We start from the raw sequence: 16,747 nt of genomic DNA, 5'->3' as shown, positions 1-16,747 counted from the left end.
TTCCCCTTTTAAAATGGACGAGACAGTAAATATTATTTTATAGTAAATGCTCCCTAACTATTCCCGGTGTAGTCATATTAAATGGATCTAGAATTTTATCAATTTCTTCCTTAGTTAAAAGTTTTTCCCTTTCAAGAATAGATCTTACTTTTTCTCCAGTTCTTAGAGACTCTTTTGCTATCCTAGCTGAATGAGTATATCCAATATGAGGAACAAGAGCAGTTATTATACCAGTAGATTTTTCTACATCTTCTTTAAGTTTTTCTTCATTTGCTGTAATTCCTTCTATACAATTTACTACAAGAGTATCAATAGCACCAGTTAATACTTCAATAGATTCAAAAAGACTATAGAAAAGAACAGGTTCAAAAGCATTAAGTTGAAGCTGACCGCCTTCAGCACAAAGTCCAATAGTTACATCATTTCCGATAACTTTAAAAGCAGCTTGATTTACAACTTCAGGAATAACAGGATTTACCTTTCCTGGCATAATAGAAGAACCATTTTGCTTTGGAGGAAGATTAATATCTCCAACCATAGTTCTTGGGCCAGAAGATAAAAGTCTAAAGTCATTTGACATCTTAGAAAGATTAACAGCCATAGTTTTGAGGCTTGATGAGAAGAATAGAAGACAGTCAAGATTACAAGTGCCATCAACTAAGTTTTCACTTCTCTTTAAGTCAAGACCAGAAATTTTTGAAAGATTTTCTGTAATAGCAGCTAGGTATTCTTCACTTACATTTATACCAGTACCAATAGCTGAAGCGCCCATATTGATATTTTTTAAATCTTCAATAGCATATTTAATCCTTCTCTCATCTCTAATAAACAAATCTCTATATGATAAAAATTCTTGTCCAAGTCTTATAGGAACAGCGTCTTGAAGCTGAGTTCTACCCATCTTAATAACCTTATCAAACTCTTTAGCTTTCTTATCTAGGGCCTCAGTTAACTTATCAACTTGTTCAAAAAGTTTTTTACTTAAAAAAATAGCTCCAAGCTTTCCACTAGTTGGATAAACATCATTAGTTGATTGAGCCATATTTACATGATCGTTAGGGTGAACCTTACTATAAGAACCCTTTTTCGCCGCCTAGAATTTCTTCAGCTCTATTTGCTATAACTTCATTTGCATTCATATTGGCAGTAGTTCCAGCTCCACCTTGAATAGGGTCACAGATAAATTCATCGTGGAATTTTCCAGCTATTATCTCATCTGAAGCCTTTACTATTGCATCTTTTACCTCATCTGATAATACGCCTGCTTGGTGGTTAGAAATAGCAGCTGCTTTTTTTATCATAGCTAGAGCTATGATCATTTCCCTGTGTAAAGTTTTTCCAGTTATCTTAAAATTTTCTTTTCCCCTTAGAGATTGCACTCCATAATAGGCATCTTTTGGTACTTTTTTCTCACCAATTGAATCACTTTCAAGTCTAAAATCCATATACAAAAAAATCCTCCTTATAAATTTATAAATCTAATGTAAGTATAACACAAATAGGTATTTTGTAAACGATTTTTATCTATTGGGCTCTATAAAAAACAGCTAAAAAGTAAAGCTAGCGAAGAATATAAGAGTAAATTAAAAGATAAAAAAATATTTTTTAAGAAAATGTTTTTAAATTAATTTTCTATAAATCTATAATTTTTATTATTACAAATTAAGTAAATTAAAAGTAAAATAATTTTATTCAAGTAAATAAGTCTTGAATAATAGCTTAATAAAGTTTATAATCAAGATATAATCAGAATTACTGGAGGTATTGTAAAATGGATATTAGAGAAGAAGCCCTAAAGCTTCATAGAGAAAAACAAGGAAAGATAGAAGTAGTTTCAAAAGTTGAAATAAAAGACGGCAGCGATCTTGCTCTAGCATATACTCCTGGAGTTGCAGAGCCATGTAAAGAAATTGCAAAAGATGAATCGCTTTCATACACTTATACAAATAGAGGCAATATGATAGCAGTTGTTACAGATGGATCAGCTGTTCTTGGCCTTGGAAATATTGGCGCATCAGCAGGTATGCCAGTTATGGAGGGAAAATGCGTATTATTTAAAGAATATGGAAATGTAGATGCCTTCCCTATTTGCTTAAAAACTCAAGATCCAGACGAAATAGTAAATATTTGTAAAAACTTAGAGCCATCATTTGGTGGAATTAACCTAGAAGACATAAGTGCACCAAACTGCTTTATAATCGAAGAAAGATTAAAAAAAGAACTTGATATTCCAGTTTTTCACGATGACCAACATGGAACAGCAATTATAACTCTTGCTGCAGTTATAAATGCCTTAAGAGTAGTTAAAAAAGAAATTTCAGATGTAAAAATCGTACTTTCAGGAGCAGGAGCAGCAGGAATAGCAATTAGTAAACTTCTTATGGATGCTGGAGCAAAGCATATACTTCTTACAAGTAGACACGGGATTTTAACTAAGGACAATGCAAAAGACCAGTCAAGAAAAGAAATAGCTGAAATTACAAATAAAGAAAATAGAGAAGGAAGCCTAGCTGATGCATTAGTAGGTGCAGATGTATTTATAGGAGTATCCGCACCAAATTTAGTAACAAAAGAAATGGTAAAAACAATGAACAAAGATGCTATAGTACTAGCTATGGCAAACCCTATTCCAGAGATCTACCCAGACGAAGCAAAAGCTGGTGGAGCGAGAGTAGTTGGAACAGGAAGAAGTGATTTTCCTAACCAAGTTAATAATGTTTTAGTATTCCCTGGAATTTTTAGAGGAACACTTGATGTAAGAGCAAAAGAAATAAATACAGAAATGAAATTAGCTGCAGCACATGCAATAGCTAATATGGTTAAAGAAGACGAACTAAACGAAGACTTTATATTGCCACTTGCAACAAACAAAGAAGTAGGCAAGATGGTAAGTGAAGAAGTAAAAAAAGCAGCTATTAAGACAGGAGCATCTAGAATTTAAGAGGAATTAATATGATAGGATTTTCATTAGACCTAACCCTTGAAAGTTCACTTATGAAAACATACATTGATAAAATGCATGGGGCAGGTTTTAAAAGTGTATTTATAACAATAAATATTCCAGAAGATGATAGCAAGGAAGAATATAAGGAAAGACTGACCATCCTTGGCAAGCAGTGCAAAAAATATAATATGACAATAATGCTTTCAGTATCAAAACAATCTCTAAAAGAAACAAAAATTGACCTGGAAGATATAGAATTTTTAAAAAGCATAGGCATAAATGGTATTAGGGTTACTAAAGAAACCACTAACGAGCGAATAGCTGAAATCTCCAAACATTTTAGAGTAGGAATCTCAGCATCCCATACTACAAAACAGGACATTAAAAAACTTAAAGAACTGGGCTGCGACCTATCCAAATTAGAAGCTTGGTTTAACTACTATTCTAGGGAAGATACTGGTCTATCCATGGATTATATGAGAGAAAAAAATCAAATTTTGGAAAAAAAGAGGCATAGAAACAGTTGCATTTTCTCCTGGAGATAGCACAGAAGAAGTGATGAATGAGTATGTGACTCTAGAGTGCCATAGGGGAAGAAGTCCACTTTATTCCATAATAGACCTAATAGAAGACGCCGGAGTAGACTCCTGCTATGTTGGCGATAGCCCAATTGGCGAAAAAACAATCTATCAAGTAAAAGAATACTCATTTAATAAAATAATCCCACTATATGTAGATGTATTAGATGAAGAAGCATTTGAACTTGTATGTGGCATTCACAACAACTGCAAAGATGAAGCAGAAAATGTAGTTAGATTTGATAAAAAAATAGAAGGAATAAATATAGTTGATAGATATTTAGTTTCAAGGCCAAAAGGATCCTTAACCATAGACAACCACAGGTATGGAAGATTTATGGGAGAGGTTCAAATTACCAAAAAAGACCTAGCCTTAGATAGAAGAGTCACAGTAATTGGAAGAGTTAGAGAAGAAGATCTTGAACTAGTTGATAAAATACATGGTAGGACAGGGTTTGAACTGATTGAAAATAATTAAGAGTAGGTAGAGCTTATGGGAAATAAGTATCCTAAAAGGATAAGAGTTTTTTTAATAGTAATGGAGCTAGTTTCCATCTTACCAATATATTTGCCCTGGTATTATTTACCTAAAAAAACAATAACGGGAGAGATGGTATTTGGAAAATACTTAGGAGTTTATATAGGACTTTCTATAATGTATATATTTTTCTCCCTAATTATAAAAGATTTAGTAGGTAAAAAACAGCTCATACTTTTTCTTTTGATAACCATATTAAAAATAGGACTATCCACATATCTAACATTTAGCCTTGGCTACTCACCAACCCCATACTTTGTAATGTATTTAATATTAGAAGCATTCAATATAACACTAAGCGTAATATCAACCACAAGATTTAGATATTATTTATAAAACATAAATTAAAGCAAGCTTTTTTGAGAGCTTGCTTTTTTATTGTGCGCTTTAGCATGAATAAACCACCAGCTATGCTGGTGGTAGAAAAATAAGCTTTAGCTTCAAGCAAAAAACCTCCCATGATAAACTATTTATGTTACTGGCAGTAGCATAGACAGAAAAGGGAGGTATCCTAAATGGATAATAATAGTTTATCACATACATCATGGAATTGTAAGTATCATATAGTATTTGCTCCAAAATATAGAAGACAAGTAATATATGGAAGGTTAAAACAAGATATAGGAAAAATATTAAGGGACTTATGTGATAGAAAAGGAATAAGCATAATAGAAGCAGAATGTTGTCCAGACCATATTCATATGTTGTTAGAAATTCCACCGAAATACAGCATATCTCAAACAATGGGCTATTTAAAAGGAAAAAGTAGTTTGATAATATTTGATAGACATGCAAACTTAAAATACAAATACGGAAATAGACATTTTTGGTGCAGAGGATATTATGTAGATACAGCAGGAAAAAATGCGAAAAAAATACAAGAATATATAAAAAATCAATTAAAAGAAGATTACATGGCAGACCAAATAAGCATTAAAGAATTTGTAGACCCGTTTACGGGAGAGCAAGTAAACAAAAGCAAAAAGTAAGGTGCTTTAGCACCAGCTGTGAAAATTGGTGCACGAGAAAGAAAGTTCGAAGCATGAAATGCTGCCGGTAACAGCCCCTTATAGGGGCAAAACAAACCACCGGCTTATGAACTGACCCCAAAAAGTTGGACCTAAAAAAACCAACTTTGAGGAGGTCAGTTTTTTCATGACAAAATATAGTACAGAATTTAAGATGAAAATAGTACAAGAATACTTAAATAAAGAAGGAGGATATAAATATTTAACTGATAAATATGGACTCAGTGATCATTCAGTAGTCAGAAGATGGGTAAATTCATACAAAACACAAGGATATGAAGGCTTAAAAATTTCTAGAAAAAATAATAGTTACTCTTTCGAATTTAAGAAGAATATAGTAAACTTGTACTTAACAGGAGAAATGTCCTATCAAGAACTTTCTAATCAATTTAAGATTAATAATCCAGCGATCATTGCTAGATGGGTAATTGATTTTAGAAATCAAGGACTTGATGGACTTAGACCTAAAAAGAGAGGAAGACCTTCAAGTATGACTAAAGATAAAAATAATGAAAAAGAAAAAGAACAAGTAAAGAAAGAATATTCTAAGGAAGGGATAGACGAAATTGCTGAACTTAAAGATAAGCTTTACTGGGCACAAATGGAAATAGATTTTCTAAAAAAAAAAGATGGAATTAGAGGACGAGGAAGATCAGAAAATGAGAGAATGGCTAGAATAATTCACTCATTAAGAGAAAAATATCCACTAAAAGATTTACTTAAACAATTTAATTTTCCAAAATCAACATACATGTATTGGCAAAAAAGATTTGATAGAAAAAATAAAGATGAAGCCTTTGAGAATCAAATCAAGAAAATGAGAAAAGATAATCCAAACTATGGATACAGAAGAATACATGCGATGCTTAGAAGACTTGGAATTTTAATAAACAAGAAAAAAGTTCAAAGGTTGGTACAGAAGCTGAAACTTCAGGTAACAAACTTTGCACGTAAATCAAGAAAATATTACTCATACAAGGGAACAGTAGGTAAAGTAGCACCAAATAGGATAAAAAGAAGATTTAAAACATCTGTAGTACATCAAAAAATCACAACAGATACAAGTGAATTCAAATACTATGAAACAGATAAGTATGGGAATATGCAAGTAAAAAAACTTTACTTAAATCCTTTCTTGGATATGTTTAATGGAGAAATCATTAGCTATTCAATAACAACTTCACCTACATTAGATGCAATAATAACATCACTTGAAGAAGCAATTTCAAAGACTTCAGATTGCAAGTTTAAAAGAATATTCCATTCAGATCAAGGATGGGCATATCAATTAAAACAATATACTGAAAAATTAGAATCTAATGGAATTTTACAGAGTATGTCAAGAAAAGGAAATTGCTTAGATAATTCTCCTATGGAGAATTTCTTCGGGATATTAAAACAAGAAATTTACTATGGTAGAACGTTTAAATCATTTAACGAACTAAAAAAGACAATAGAAGAATATATAAAATATTACAATGAAGATAGAATAAAAGAAAAACTTGGATATTTAAGTCCAGTTGAATATAGGAAATTGAATGCAGCTTAGCTGCGATTTCCCCTAGGGGAAATATGAGGACAAAAAAACCAGAGACAAATATTTCTAAATGTCTCTGGTATAAAGTCCAACTTTTTGGGGTCACCTTATTAGCCGGTGGTTATGATTTAGATAGCTATAAAAGAATAGCTAAATTTCATCCAATAATTTATAACATATTTAGAAAAAGCATATAGATTCTTTAAACAAGCTATGGCTTCAAGAAAAAATACTAAAAATATTTTATAAGCAAAAAATTCTTTAATCCACCTTAACAATTCTACTATTTTTACAACTTACCATGGAAGAATTATGGCGGCAAAGGAAGAAGGAATAAAAGAAGCACCTTGTATCTTTGCAGACCATTTAAATGAGGCGCAGAAGAAAGCTTATATATTAGCTGATAACAGAATGGCTCTAGATAGGGCGATAAGATGCGGCAATGATACAAGTGAATCTGTTTATGATGATAGGGGACTGATTGTTTTTTAATATGGGTATAATTATATAACAATGATTAAATCAATTGGAGGATAGTATGGCAGGAATGGGTTGTTACGTCGGTAAAAATATAATGAGATACCATGATGGCGCTATAGTTTATGATATTTACACAAAAACTGAACTATTAGATTATATAATAAATACTTTTGGAAATGTGATAAATGCCAAACAGTCTATGTATGGGATAGCAAAACGGTAGATTGCTCAGGAAATTACTTGAAAATTGAGGATTTTGATGAAAATATCAGCTCGATAAATGTCGAGAAAATGGAAGAAATATTTGTCATAAATGTAAATGACAATACTGATGATTTATTAGTAAATGATTTATTTAGCAAGAATCCATTTAGACCATATAAATATTATGTTACTAAAAATCTATATGACATAATTAAAATTGCTACAATGGTTGAGGAAATAGACAACAATGTTTTTAGGAGGCGTTGTTATGAAAGCGATTCTTAACACGTACAAACTCGTACGCAAGCATGCAGGCTCCACATACATATTTATCTTAATTGAATCTTTGATCACGGCTCTTGTTAGTCCAGCTATAATTTACGCTACGGCTATGGCTGTCGATTCGATTCTTAACTATGTACATGGGGAACGCAATTTATTTCCAGTTATTTTATTAATACTTTTGTTTGCTTGGGGCGAAGTATCGAAGTTCATTCGAAATATTTTAGATATTAAGCTTGAGCAAAAACTCGAACTTAATTTAAATATGGCTGTCATGAATAAACTTGATAAAATATCTTTGGAAGAGATTGAAAAGTCAGGTTTTCAAGACAAACTAAACAAGGTGAAGGACCGTCCACACATGGCAGTCATCGAATTATTCAATTCATCCATAGCCATAGCAGCAATTGCGGTGAAGGTAGTTGGCGTTGCTTTTGTATTCTTTACGATATCAGCTTATCTTGGCCTTGCGTATATCATAAGTGCTGCGCTTGATGTATTTTTCAGCTTTAAGGCAGTCAATAATATGAATAAGATGTTTGAGAACACAACGCATAATGAGCGTGAAATGGAAAATATTTTAAGGATACTAAAGGACAAGAACGCCATTTATGAGATAAAAGTTTTTCAAATGAAGTCTTTGTTTCTTAAGAAGTTTAAAAAATATTCCGAAGCTGTTTTTGATGAGAGACTTAAGACGACTATAGCAAGTCAAAAGTATCTTTTGCTAAGCTCTTTTATAAACATAATATGGATGGGCCTTGCGATACTTTTTGTAATATTAAAACTTATGCAAAGAGCAATTAGCGTCGGCTCACTTACTGCGGTCATCACATCTGCGTCGACTACTTTGGATATGGCGGAGGATTTTGTTTATGAAGCTTCTAGCGTAGCTAATTCTGGCTACATCGCAGAAACACTTCTTTATATACTTAATTATGATGAAAAATCAGTCAAAGAGCAATTTAATAGCGGAGCCAAAATTATTTTTGAAAATTTAAGTTTTAAATATCCACAAAGTGAAAATATTGTTTTAGATGATTTATCTCTAGAGATTGACAAGAATAAGGTAACTGCCATAGTTGGTGAGAATGGTGCTGGCAAATCAACTATAATTAAGCTGATAGCTGGGCTTTATAAGCCAAGTAGTGGCTCTGTCAAGATCAATGGCACTGAGCCATATTATTTATCGAAAAGAGAATTGGCAGATAGCTTAGCAATAGTTTATCAAGACTTTCAAAACTATGAGCTTAGTATAAAGGATAATGTTTTGCTGGGTGATGAAAAGGACATTTCAAGCGATTTAAGCTTAATGGAGCTTGACAAGTACGATGCCAATACTAATTTAGGTAAACTTGAAGACGACGGCGTCTATCTATCTGGTGGCGAGAGTCAAAGGCTTGCAATTGCGAGAGCCATCTCAAAATCTTCTGACTTTTTGATCTTTGATGAGCCAACTGCATCCATGGACCCAATGATGGAAGCAAAGATGTATGAGGGTATAATCAAGGTACTTAAGATGCGTGGTGCAATCATTATAACCCACAGACTTGTTTTATCAAAGCTTGCTGATGAAGTTCTAGTCATTGACAAGGGAAGGATTATTGAACGAGGTACGCACGAAACGCTTATGGAAAAGGGCGGCAAATATGCAAAAATGTTCACTGAGCAAGCAGCTTGGTATAAGGAGGCAAAAAATGAATAAAGTGATTAAAAAAGTTTTTAGCATAACGCCAATCGCGAGCATCTATGTCTTCATCTACCATATAATTTCAGGTTTATTTGTCGCAGCTAAGCTATATGCCTCGATGCAGATCATACAAAGCGGCTATGAATATATCAAACACGCCAATAATATTGAAACTATTATAAAATATGGCCTTATGCTTTTAATAATAATTTTACTTGAAAGGCTTCTTGAGTATTTTTATGCAATCGCTATGAATGGCTATCTATTCGAAAAAGACTGGCAGTTACTTAAATAGAGAGCTGGCAGAAAAATTATCAAGGGTAGACTTAATTAACTTTGAAGATAGAGATTTTTTAACTATAGAAGAAAGAGCAGCCACAGCTGTTGATGACGAAAGGCTAAGTAATTCGGTAAGGCTACTTGCCATGGTGATAGGTCAAGGACTTGAAGTTATATTGATACTGATAACGCTTTGGACTTATAGTCCATACTTAGTTGCACTTGCGGCTTTAACAGTAGCCCCTTACCTGATCACAAGACTTATACGCGGCAAGGCCTTTTATGATCTCAAGAGCATAGAAGCCTTTGACGAGAGGAAGCTAAATTATTTCTACAGCATATTTACAGATACCAAGACTAATAGAGAGATAAAATCGTATAATAGCTCAAATTTTTTCTTAAGTAAATATACTAGCGTTTTTAAAGATATTAGCAAAAAATATTTTTACGAGAGACTAAAAGATGCTAAGTCACTGCTTTTCTGTGACATACTAAGCGTTATAGCCTTCTCCATCGCCATAGTCATAACAATAAAACTTGCCTTCGTTGGTAAGATACTCATTGGTATGATGGGTGCTGCACTTATGGCTTATCAAGACATGCAAAAGTCTAGTAAGGATATGATAGTGACTGTAGGCAATTTGCCTAGAAATGTTTCCTTCGCAAGCGATTACTTTACTTTTATGGACAGCAGCGAAGAGAAAAAGGCTTACGATGTAAATTTTGGCAAAATTAGTGTAAAAGATGCTTCATTTACTTATCCAAAAACTGATAATGGTCTTCACGATATTAGCTTAAGTATATATGAGGGCGAGAGCGTGGCAATAGTTGGATACAATGGCTCCGGGGACAGTGATATAATGATGACAGATACAATAAATCCATTAAAATCAAAGTTTAAAGGCTTCCACAAAACTTTTAAACAAGACGATTTAGGATTAAGTCTGTCATCTTTTTTATTAAATTAACAAAAAAGAAAAGAAAACATAAGTAATAAGGATTGAAGAGAATATGATAATATTTAGAGTTTTTTTCAAAATCATATTGTTTCCTATTAGGATAGCGTTAAGTATCATAATTCTATTTTTAACGTTTGTATTAGGACTCAGCACAATATTTTTCAAACTGATTTCATTTATCGCTATTATGGGATTTTTAGGATCTGTTTATCATGGAGAAAAAGCACTTGCTATAGATGCGTTTATACTAGCATATCTTTTTAGTCCTTATGGTTTACCAGTGCTAGGATATTTTATTATAGAAGTGATAGAAGGGGTGAATGAAAGAATAAAAGTAATTTAAATATAAAAATAAATAGATTAAAACGATGAAAAAGAGATAGCAAAATCAAAGCTATCTCTTTTTATATGAAAAGAAAGGGGGTTATGATGAAAGAAATAGTTAAATTTGAATACTATTATGGCAATGAATCAGAACAATATTCATTTTTTAGGATTCCCAAAACTTTATTCACCGACTTAAATTTTAAAAAACTATCCGTAGAAGCAAAAATTCTTTATGGAATTCTACTCGATAGAATGAGCTTGTCAATTAAGAATAAATGGTTAGATGAAGAAAACAAGGTATACATTATCTATACCATAGAAGAAATTATGGAAGTATTAAATTGGGGGAGAAATAAATCGGTCAAAGTAATGAAAGAAATTGAAGAGATAGGATTATTAGAAAAAAAGAGGTTAGGACTTGGAAAGCCAAATTTACTCTATGTAAAGAACTTTATTTACACAGAAAATAATAAAACTACAGAAGTTTCAAAAGCAAACCTCAAGAAGTTTAAAAAACAAACTTCAGGAAGTTTAGAAAACAAACCTCAAGAAGTTTCAAAAGAGGACTCTAATAATACTAATATTAATAATACTGAAACTAATAATACTGATTTTAATAATACCACCCCCATATCCCCCTTAGAAAAGCTAGGAGAAAAATCAAAAAAAACTTTGGAGGAGGAAGAATTAAAAGAAACTATAAAAAAGAATATATCTTATGAAATCTTTGAAAAAGTAAGAATAGAAGAAAAGAAGCAAGTAGATGTAATGATAAATGTACTTGTAAAAGCCTTAACTAGCTTTACAAACATTAAAATAGGAGGGAGGCATATATCCAATGAAAATTTTAAAGAAAAATTTCTAAGTCTTAACTATAAACACATAGACTATGTTTTGAAATACCTAAGAGAAAATGCTCCAAAGGATATTAGAAACATTAATGCTTATCTACTGACTCTCTTATACAATGCAGATGAAAATATTAGAAACATAGAAGTCATAAAGAGAGAAGATCAGAAAAGAGAAAACTATGACTATAGTAACGATGAGGATATATGGAGAGAAATTTTAAATACTTGATAGGAGAGGAGCATATGGAATTAATAAAAGAAATCCTAGAACAGAAAATAAAAAATGCAGAAACAAATAGTCCATCAAAAGATGAAGAAAATAGGAGTTATATAGATCAAGAAACAGGATTAAAATATTGTGCAAAATGTAAAACACCAATTGAAAAAGAAATAGACTTCTTTGGAGAAATAAAAAAAGTTGGTATTTTATGTCAATGTAAAAAAGAAAGACAAAAATTAGAGGAAGAAAAAAGAAAAGAAAATAAAAGGCTTTTAAAAATTGAACACTTAAAAAAAGAGTGTTTTTCTGATCCTATCTTATTAAATTGGAATTTTAAAAATATGGACAAAGATAGTGAGCATGAAAAAGTAGCAAAAAATTATGTGGAAAAATTTGATGAAATATATGAAAATAATATAGGATTAATTCTCATAGGGAATGTGGGATGTGGAAAAACATATCTTGCAAGTGCTATAGCAAATGCTTTACTAGAAAAAGAAATATCAGTCAAAATGACAAATTTTTCAGTAATTTTAAATGATATGACTAACTTTGAGATTGATAAGAGTAAGTATATAGATAACCTAAATCATAAGAAACTATTAATTATTGATGATTTTGGAATGGAAAGAGATACAGATTTTGCAGCTGAGCATATCTTTAACATAATAGATAGTAGATATAGAAGTGGGAAACCTCTAATTATAACAACAAACTTAAATATATCAGCTTTAACTAATCCTGAAACTATAAAAGATAAAAGAATTTACTCAAGGATACTTGAAATATGCAGTCCCATTATATTTACAGGAGAAAATAGAAGAATAGAAAAAATGAAGGAGAAATCAAAATTAGCCTATGAAATATTAAAAAAAGAATGAAAGTAGGTGAGTGAATGCAAAATGATGATATAAATAGCAGAACAATAGCCATAGTAAAAAAAGCGGGGATAGTTACAGCCAAGCAAGTTATAAATTTGATGAAGAAAATATTAGAAATAAATAAACATAAAGCGCAGACAGAACAGTCAAGACCCTTAGAAAAATTTAAAAAAGTAAAAGTAAAAGATCTTGTAAAAAAAGGTAAAGTAGAAACCTTAGAATTAAATGACATAGACTTAAAAGCATTGAAAAAAGAATTAAAAAGATATGGGGTGAAATTTTCCATAAAGAAAGATTTAGAAAATGGAAACAACATTATCTTTTTTCAAGCAAAAGATATAAAAGTGATGGAACAAGCTTTTAAAAAGACAGTCCAGAAATTTACTAAAGATAAGTCAAGAAAAAGAAAATCTGTAATAGAAAGGCTTAATAACTTCAAGGATAAAGTCAAAGATACTATTGACAGAGATAAGGTTAAACATAAGCATCAGGAACAAAGTTTATAATAAAAGCACTTAGATATATAATATATATGATGAGAAGGCATGAATAGCTTTATTGTTGAATACTATGAAAAAGAAGATGGAATCATCCAGTAGAAGAATTTCTCTTATCTATAGATAAAAAATGAGAACAGAAGCATTAGGGAAAAAACTAAAAAATACCTTTGAAAGTAAAATATAAGTATAATGGTGGTTTAAAATGACAAATAAAAGAATATGTCCCATATGTAACTCAAAGATGAAGCAACAGTTTATAGGTCTATTACATTGCAAGTGTGGTATAAGCTATCATAGAGATTTAGGATATTTTAAAAGAAATGAGAATATGATTTTTGTCTTGGAAAGAAAAAAAGATAGGTAAAAAAATAAAACAAGTTCCAGTAATAATATATAAAAAAGATAAATAAGATACTAATGGGTAGAGAAATCTACTCTTTTTTATGGAGAGGAAGTGATTAATTCGAAAATACTAAATGAAATAATAAAAGATATAAAAAATGTTTTTAAGATAAGAGATAAGAAGAAATTTGTATTAGAAAATCTTCCTTACCTCTTATTTTTTTATATAGGAAATATCTTTGCAAGCCATGTCAACTCTTATGTAGGAGGAGATATAATAGATAGAATTCTAGTAGCTTTTAGTCAAATAGATACTTTAAAATATATTCCATCATTAAAAATAAAAAATCTGATACCCGGTCTAATTCTATCAGTAGTTATTAAGTTAATCCTTATACAGAAAAAGAAAAAAGCAAAAAAGTTTAGAGAGGGCAGAGAATATGGATCGGCAAGATGGGGAAATGAAAAAGATATTGAGCCATACATTGACAAGAAGTTTGAAAACAATGTGCTATTAACTCAAACTGAAAGACTTACCATGAACAATAGACCTAAAAATCCAAAATATGCGAGAAATAAAAATGTATTGGTAATTGGAGGTTCTGGTAGTGGTAAAACAAGGTTTTTTGTAAAGCCAAATCTCATGCAAATGCACTCTTCATATGTAGTAACCGATCCAAAAGGAACATTAGTCTTGGAATGTGGGAAAATGTTGGAAAGAAATGGATATGAGATAAAAATACTAAACACAATAAACTTTAAAAAATCCATGAGATATAATCCCTTTGCATACTTGAAAAGTGAAAAAGATATTTTGAAATTAGTACAAACAATAATTGCAAATACTAAGGGAGAAGGAGAAAAATCAACTGAGGATTTTTGGGTGAAAGCTGAAAAACTCTATTACACAGCACTTATAGGATATATCTGGTATGAAGCTCCTAAAGAAGAACAGAACTTTACAACTTTACTTGCTATGATAGATGCAAGTGAGGTAAGAGAAGAAGATGAAAATTTTAAAAATGCAGTAGACTATATGTTTGAAGCATTAGAAAAAGAAAAGCCAAATCATTTTGCAGTAAAACAATATAAGAAATACAAACTAGCAGCAGGAGTAATAGAATTAAGGAGAACACTTAATCACTGTTTTAGTGAAATATGTACTTCTTAATTCTTTTTTATTTAAGAAATTAAGAGGAAGGAGGAAAAAGTGAGGAATTTTGAAAAGATAACAGCACTCTATGAGAGATTAAGTCGAGATGATGAACTTGAAGGAGAAAGTAACTCAATCGTTAATCAAAAGAAAATCCTTGAAGAATATGCAAGTAAGAATAATTTAACCAACATCATCCATTTTACAGATGACGGAATAAGCGGGACACAGTTTGATAGACCAGGCTTTATGGAAATGATGAACGGAGTCAATCAAGGAAATATTGGTTGTATCATTGTAAAAGATATGAGCAGACTTGGCAGAGATTATCTCAAAGTTGGTCAATGTATGGAGATATTAAGACAAAAGGGCGTAAGACTAATCGCTATCAATGATAATGTAGATAGTTTTTACAGAGAAGATGATTTTACTCCCTTTAGAAATATCATGAATGAATGGTATGCAAGAGATACATCAAGAAAAATACAATCGACTTTCAGGTCAAAAGGCGAAAGTGGGAAACATACTGCAAGCACACCGCCTTATGGCTATATCAAAGATGAAAAAGATAAAAACAAATGGATAGTAGATGAAAAAGCAGCCGAGATAGTAAGACGAATATTTAATCTTACAATGGACGGAGCAGGACCATACAAAATAGCAAAGATACTGGAAGCGGACAAGATAGATATACCCGCTTATCATCAGCAAAAAATGGGATATGGATTACATCAAAGCAAAAACTTTGAACATCCCTATCGTTGGTGCAGCTCAACAATAGCAAGCATTTTAAAGAAACAAGAATACTTGGGGCATACAGTCAATTTCAAAACAAGAAAGCACTTCAAGGACAAGAAAAGCAAATATGTATCCGAGGATAACTGGCTTATTTTTGAAAATACACACGAGCCAATCATAGACCAAGAAACCTTTGATAATGTGCAAAGGATAAGAGGAAATGTAAAAAGGTATCCTGACGGTTGGGGAGAATATCACCCACTCACAGGACTAATGTATTGTGCAGATTGTGGGAGCAAGATGTATGTTCATAGAACAAGCAATTATAAGAATATTCCCTATTACACTTGCAGTGCCTATACTAAAACACCATGTGGCACACTTTGTCCATCAGCACACAGAATAAAAGCAGAAGCGGTCTTAAACCTTATTAGGGAAACACTAAAAGATATTAAAAAATACCTTGATGAAGATAATGAAGCCTTTATCCGTTCCATTCAAAATGAAATGGAAGAAAAGGAAAAAATAGAGATAGAAAAGAAACGCACAAGGCTTATTGACAGCAAAGGAAGATTACAGGAATTAGAAAGACTGATGTGTCGTATCTATGAAGATATGATCCTTAACAAAATACCAAATAGCAGATATGAAATACTAAATAACCAATATGAAACGGAGCAGATAACTTTAAGTAAAGAAATTAAGGATTTGGAGCAGCAGGTATCAAGATATGAAAAAGAAACAGACAGAGCTAAAAAATTTATATCTCTTATCAGTCGTTATGAAAACTTTGATGAACTTACAACCACAATGATAAATGAGTTTGTAGAAAAGATTGTCGTACATGAAAGAGATAGAAAAGGAAGTCAGACATCAAAGCAAAAGATAGAAATTTACTTTAATTTCATAGGCAATTATGAACTGCCACAGGCGGAGTTAAGTGATGAAGAAAAACAAAAACTTGAGGAAGAAGAAAGAAAAATCGAAGAAAGAAAAGACAAGCTACATCAAAATTACCTGAAACGAAAAGCAAGCGGAAAACAGAAAGAGTATGAGGATAAATATAAGGCAAGAAGGGAGCAGAAGAAACAAGAGAAATTAAAGGTTTTAAAAAGAGAGGGGATACCGGCAAGAGATTTTCAGTAAAGGCAAGAGATTTTCAGTAGAATATTTTGATTGACTTTGAGGTTAGATTATGCTAACATATAGTAAACGG

18 protein-coding genes and 2 pseudogenes are annotated in these 16,747 nt (G+C 31.5%); 19 read left to right on the top strand and 1 reads right to left on the bottom strand.

Annotated features, from left to right (window positions below):
* Positions 1 to 37: 37 nt before the first annotated feature.
* A pseudogene (locus VLK81_RS01120) lies at positions 38 to 1,445 on the bottom strand (aspartate ammonia-lyase).
* A 326-nt stretch (positions 1,446 to 1,771) separates the two neighbouring features.
* Between VLK81_RS01120 and VLK81_RS01115 the strand changes: the two are divergent.
* The 19 genes and pseudogenes from VLK81_RS01115 to VLK81_RS01025 all read left to right on the top strand — a co-directional run bounded on the left by VLK81_RS01115 (position 1,772) and on the right by VLK81_RS01025 (position 16,677).
* Positions 1,772 to 2,941: an NAD(P)-dependent malic enzyme gene (locus tag VLK81_RS01115; RefSeq protein WP_324618675.1), complete on the top strand. Its 1,170-nt coding sequence runs from the start codon at positions 1,772 to 1,774 to the stop codon at positions 2,939 to 2,941.
* 11 nt (positions 2,942 to 2,952) lie between these two features.
* A complete protein-coding gene (locus VLK81_RS01110; RefSeq protein ID WP_324618674.1) occupies positions 2,953 to 3,489 on the top strand; it encodes a MupG family TIM beta-alpha barrel fold protein in 537 nt (178 codons plus the stop codon).
* A gap of 13 nt (positions 3,490 to 3,502) precedes the next feature.
* Positions 3,503 to 4,000 carry a phospho-sugar glycosidase domain-containing protein gene (locus VLK81_RS01105; protein WP_407651949.1) on the top strand — a complete coding sequence of 166 codons (498 nt, stop codon included), beginning with the start codon at positions 3,503 to 3,505 and terminating at the stop codon, positions 3,998 to 4,000.
* Positions 4,001 to 4,015: 15 nt separating this feature from the next.
* Positions 4,016 to 4,396 carry a hypothetical protein gene (locus VLK81_RS01100; RefSeq protein ID WP_324618673.1) on the top strand — a complete coding sequence of 127 codons (381 nt, stop codon included), beginning with the start codon at positions 4,016 to 4,018 and terminating at the stop codon, positions 4,394 to 4,396.
* A 179-nt stretch (positions 4,397 to 4,575) separates the two neighbouring features.
* Positions 4,576 to 5,049 (top strand): IS200/IS605 family transposase, encoded by a 474-nt coding sequence (gene tnpA, locus VLK81_RS01095; protein WP_324618628.1) that lies wholly within the window; start codon positions 4,576 to 4,578, stop codon positions 5,047 to 5,049.
* A 166-nt stretch (positions 5,050 to 5,215) separates the two neighbouring features.
* Positions 5,216 to 6,637 (top strand): IS3 family transposase, encoded by a 1,422-nt coding sequence (locus VLK81_RS01090; protein WP_324618672.1) that lies wholly within the window; start codon positions 5,216 to 5,218, stop codon positions 6,635 to 6,637.
* 300 nt (positions 6,638 to 6,937) lie between these two features.
* On the top strand, positions 6,938 to 7,117 hold the full coding sequence (locus VLK81_RS01085; protein WP_324618671.1) for a ParB N-terminal domain-containing protein: 180 nt from the start codon (positions 6,938 to 6,940) through the stop codon (positions 7,115 to 7,117).
* Between the two features lie 46 nt (positions 7,118 to 7,163).
* Positions 7,164 to 7,328, top strand: a complete 165-nt coding sequence (locus VLK81_RS01080) for a hypothetical protein (protein WP_324618670.1) — start codon at positions 7,164 to 7,166, stop codon at positions 7,326 to 7,328.
* Between the two features lie 68 nt (positions 7,329 to 7,396).
* On the top strand, positions 7,397 to 7,594 hold the full coding sequence (locus VLK81_RS01075) for a hypothetical protein (RefSeq protein ID WP_324618669.1): 198 nt from the start codon (positions 7,397 to 7,399) through the stop codon (positions 7,592 to 7,594).
* Complete coding sequence (locus tag VLK81_RS01070) at positions 7,557 to 9,296, top strand: ABC transporter ATP-binding protein (RefSeq protein WP_324618668.1); 1,740 nt, start codon at positions 7,557 to 7,559, stop codon at positions 9,294 to 9,296. Before VLK81_RS01075 ends, VLK81_RS01070 begins: the two co-directional genes overlap by 38 nt.
* Complete coding sequence (locus VLK81_RS01065; protein ID WP_324618667.1) at positions 9,289 to 9,576, top strand: hypothetical protein; 288 nt, start codon at positions 9,289 to 9,291, stop codon at positions 9,574 to 9,576. Before VLK81_RS01070 ends, VLK81_RS01065 begins: the two co-directional genes overlap by 8 nt.
* Positions 9,536 to 10,528, top strand: coding sequence for an ABC transporter ATP-binding protein (locus tag VLK81_RS01060; RefSeq protein WP_324618666.1), 993 nt, complete (start codon positions 9,536 to 9,538; stop codon positions 10,526 to 10,528). The genes VLK81_RS01065 and VLK81_RS01060 overlap by 41 nt, the downstream gene beginning before the upstream one ends.
* A gap of 43 nt (positions 10,529 to 10,571) precedes the next feature.
* Positions 10,572 to 10,862: a CD1845 family protein gene (locus tag VLK81_RS01055; protein ID WP_000583243.1), complete on the top strand. Its 291-nt coding sequence runs from the start codon at positions 10,572 to 10,574 to the stop codon at positions 10,860 to 10,862.
* A gap of 86 nt (positions 10,863 to 10,948) precedes the next feature.
* A complete protein-coding gene (locus tag VLK81_RS01050) occupies positions 10,949 to 11,926 on the top strand; it encodes a replication initiator protein A (RefSeq protein WP_002838936.1) in 978 nt (325 codons plus the stop codon).
* A 14-nt stretch (positions 11,927 to 11,940) separates the two neighbouring features.
* Positions 11,941 to 12,798 (top strand): ATP-binding protein, encoded by an 858-nt coding sequence (locus tag VLK81_RS01045; protein ID WP_002838954.1) that lies wholly within the window; start codon positions 11,941 to 11,943, stop codon positions 12,796 to 12,798.
* Between the two features lie 14 nt (positions 12,799 to 12,812).
* Positions 12,813 to 13,304 carry a PcfB family protein gene (locus tag VLK81_RS01040; RefSeq protein WP_002838927.1) on the top strand — a complete coding sequence of 164 codons (492 nt, stop codon included), beginning with the start codon at positions 12,813 to 12,815 and terminating at the stop codon, positions 13,302 to 13,304.
* Positions 13,305 to 13,500: 196 nt separating this feature from the next.
* Positions 13,501 to 13,662, top strand: coding sequence for a hypothetical protein (locus tag VLK81_RS01035; RefSeq protein WP_456151803.1), 162 nt, complete (start codon positions 13,501 to 13,503; stop codon positions 13,660 to 13,662).
* Positions 13,663 to 13,752: 90 nt separating this feature from the next.
* Positions 13,753 to 14,754: pseudogene (locus tag VLK81_RS01030) on the top strand (VirD4-like conjugal transfer protein, CD1115 family); the annotation flags it as partial.
* Between the two features lie 96 nt (positions 14,755 to 14,850).
* Positions 14,851 to 16,677: a recombinase family protein gene (locus VLK81_RS01025; RefSeq protein WP_324618665.1), complete on the top strand. Its 1,827-nt coding sequence runs from the start codon at positions 14,851 to 14,853 to the stop codon at positions 16,675 to 16,677.
* Positions 16,678 to 16,747: the final 70 nt, after the last annotated feature.

The organism is Citroniella saccharovorans (assembly GCF_035481615.1).
GTDB classification, from domain to species: Bacteria; Bacillota; Clostridia; order Tissierellales; family Peptoniphilaceae; genus Citroniella; species Citroniella saccharovorans.
Note: the sequence above shows the minus strand (reverse complement) of the source record. Positions and strands in the feature narration are given on the sequence as shown.

What these genes read in the sequence shown, in the direction of transcription:
- VLK81_RS01115 (WP_324618675.1), top strand. Translation starts at nt 1,772, where the DNA reads ATGGATATTAGAGAAGAAGCCCTAAAGCTTCATAGAGAAAAACAAGGA.
- VLK81_RS01060 (WP_324618666.1), top strand. Translation starts at nt 9,536, where the DNA reads ATGGCTATCTATTCGAAAAAGACTGGCAGTTACTTAAATAGAGAGCTG.
- VLK81_RS01080 (WP_324618670.1), top strand. Translation starts at nt 7,164, where the DNA reads ATGGCAGGAATGGGTTGTTACGTCGGTAAAAATATAATGAGATACCAT.
- VLK81_RS01050 (WP_002838936.1), top strand. Translation starts at nt 10,949, where the DNA reads ATGAAAGAAATAGTTAAATTTGAATACTATTATGGCAATGAATCAGAA.
- VLK81_RS01035 (WP_456151803.1), top strand. Translation starts at nt 13,501, where the DNA reads ATGACAAATAAAAGAATATGTCCCATATGTAACTCAAAGATGAAGCAA.
- VLK81_RS01040 (WP_002838927.1), top strand. Translation starts at nt 12,813, where the DNA reads ATGCAAAATGATGATATAAATAGCAGAACAATAGCCATAGTAAAAAAA.
- VLK81_RS01105 (WP_407651949.1), top strand. Translation starts at nt 3,503, where the DNA reads ATGAATGAGTATGTGACTCTAGAGTGCCATAGGGGAAGAAGTCCACTT.
- VLK81_RS01075 (WP_324618669.1), top strand. Translation starts at nt 7,397, where the DNA reads ATGGAAGAAATATTTGTCATAAATGTAAATGACAATACTGATGATTTA.
- VLK81_RS01055 (WP_000583243.1), top strand. Translation starts at nt 10,572, where the DNA reads ATGATAATATTTAGAGTTTTTTTCAAAATCATATTGTTTCCTATTAGG.
- VLK81_RS01045 (WP_002838954.1), top strand. Translation starts at nt 11,941, where the DNA reads ATGGAATTAATAAAAGAAATCCTAGAACAGAAAATAAAAAATGCAGAA.
- tnpA (WP_324618628.1), top strand. Translation starts at nt 4,576, where the DNA reads ATGGATAATAATAGTTTATCACATACATCATGGAATTGTAAGTATCAT.
- VLK81_RS01110 (WP_324618674.1), top strand. Translation starts at nt 2,953, where the DNA reads ATGATAGGATTTTCATTAGACCTAACCCTTGAAAGTTCACTTATGAAA.
- VLK81_RS01070 (WP_324618668.1), top strand. Translation starts at nt 7,557, where the DNA reads ATGTTTTTAGGAGGCGTTGTTATGAAAGCGATTCTTAACACGTACAAA.
- VLK81_RS01065 (WP_324618667.1), top strand. Translation starts at nt 9,289, where the DNA reads ATGAATAAAGTGATTAAAAAAGTTTTTAGCATAACGCCAATCGCGAGC.
- VLK81_RS01100 (WP_324618673.1), top strand. Translation starts at nt 4,016, where the DNA reads ATGGGAAATAAGTATCCTAAAAGGATAAGAGTTTTTTTAATAGTAATG.
- VLK81_RS01090 (WP_324618672.1), top strand. Translation starts at nt 5,216, where the DNA reads ATGACAAAATATAGTACAGAATTTAAGATGAAAATAGTACAAGAATAC.
- VLK81_RS01085 (WP_324618671.1), top strand. Translation starts at nt 6,938, where the DNA reads ATGGCGGCAAAGGAAGAAGGAATAAAAGAAGCACCTTGTATCTTTGCA.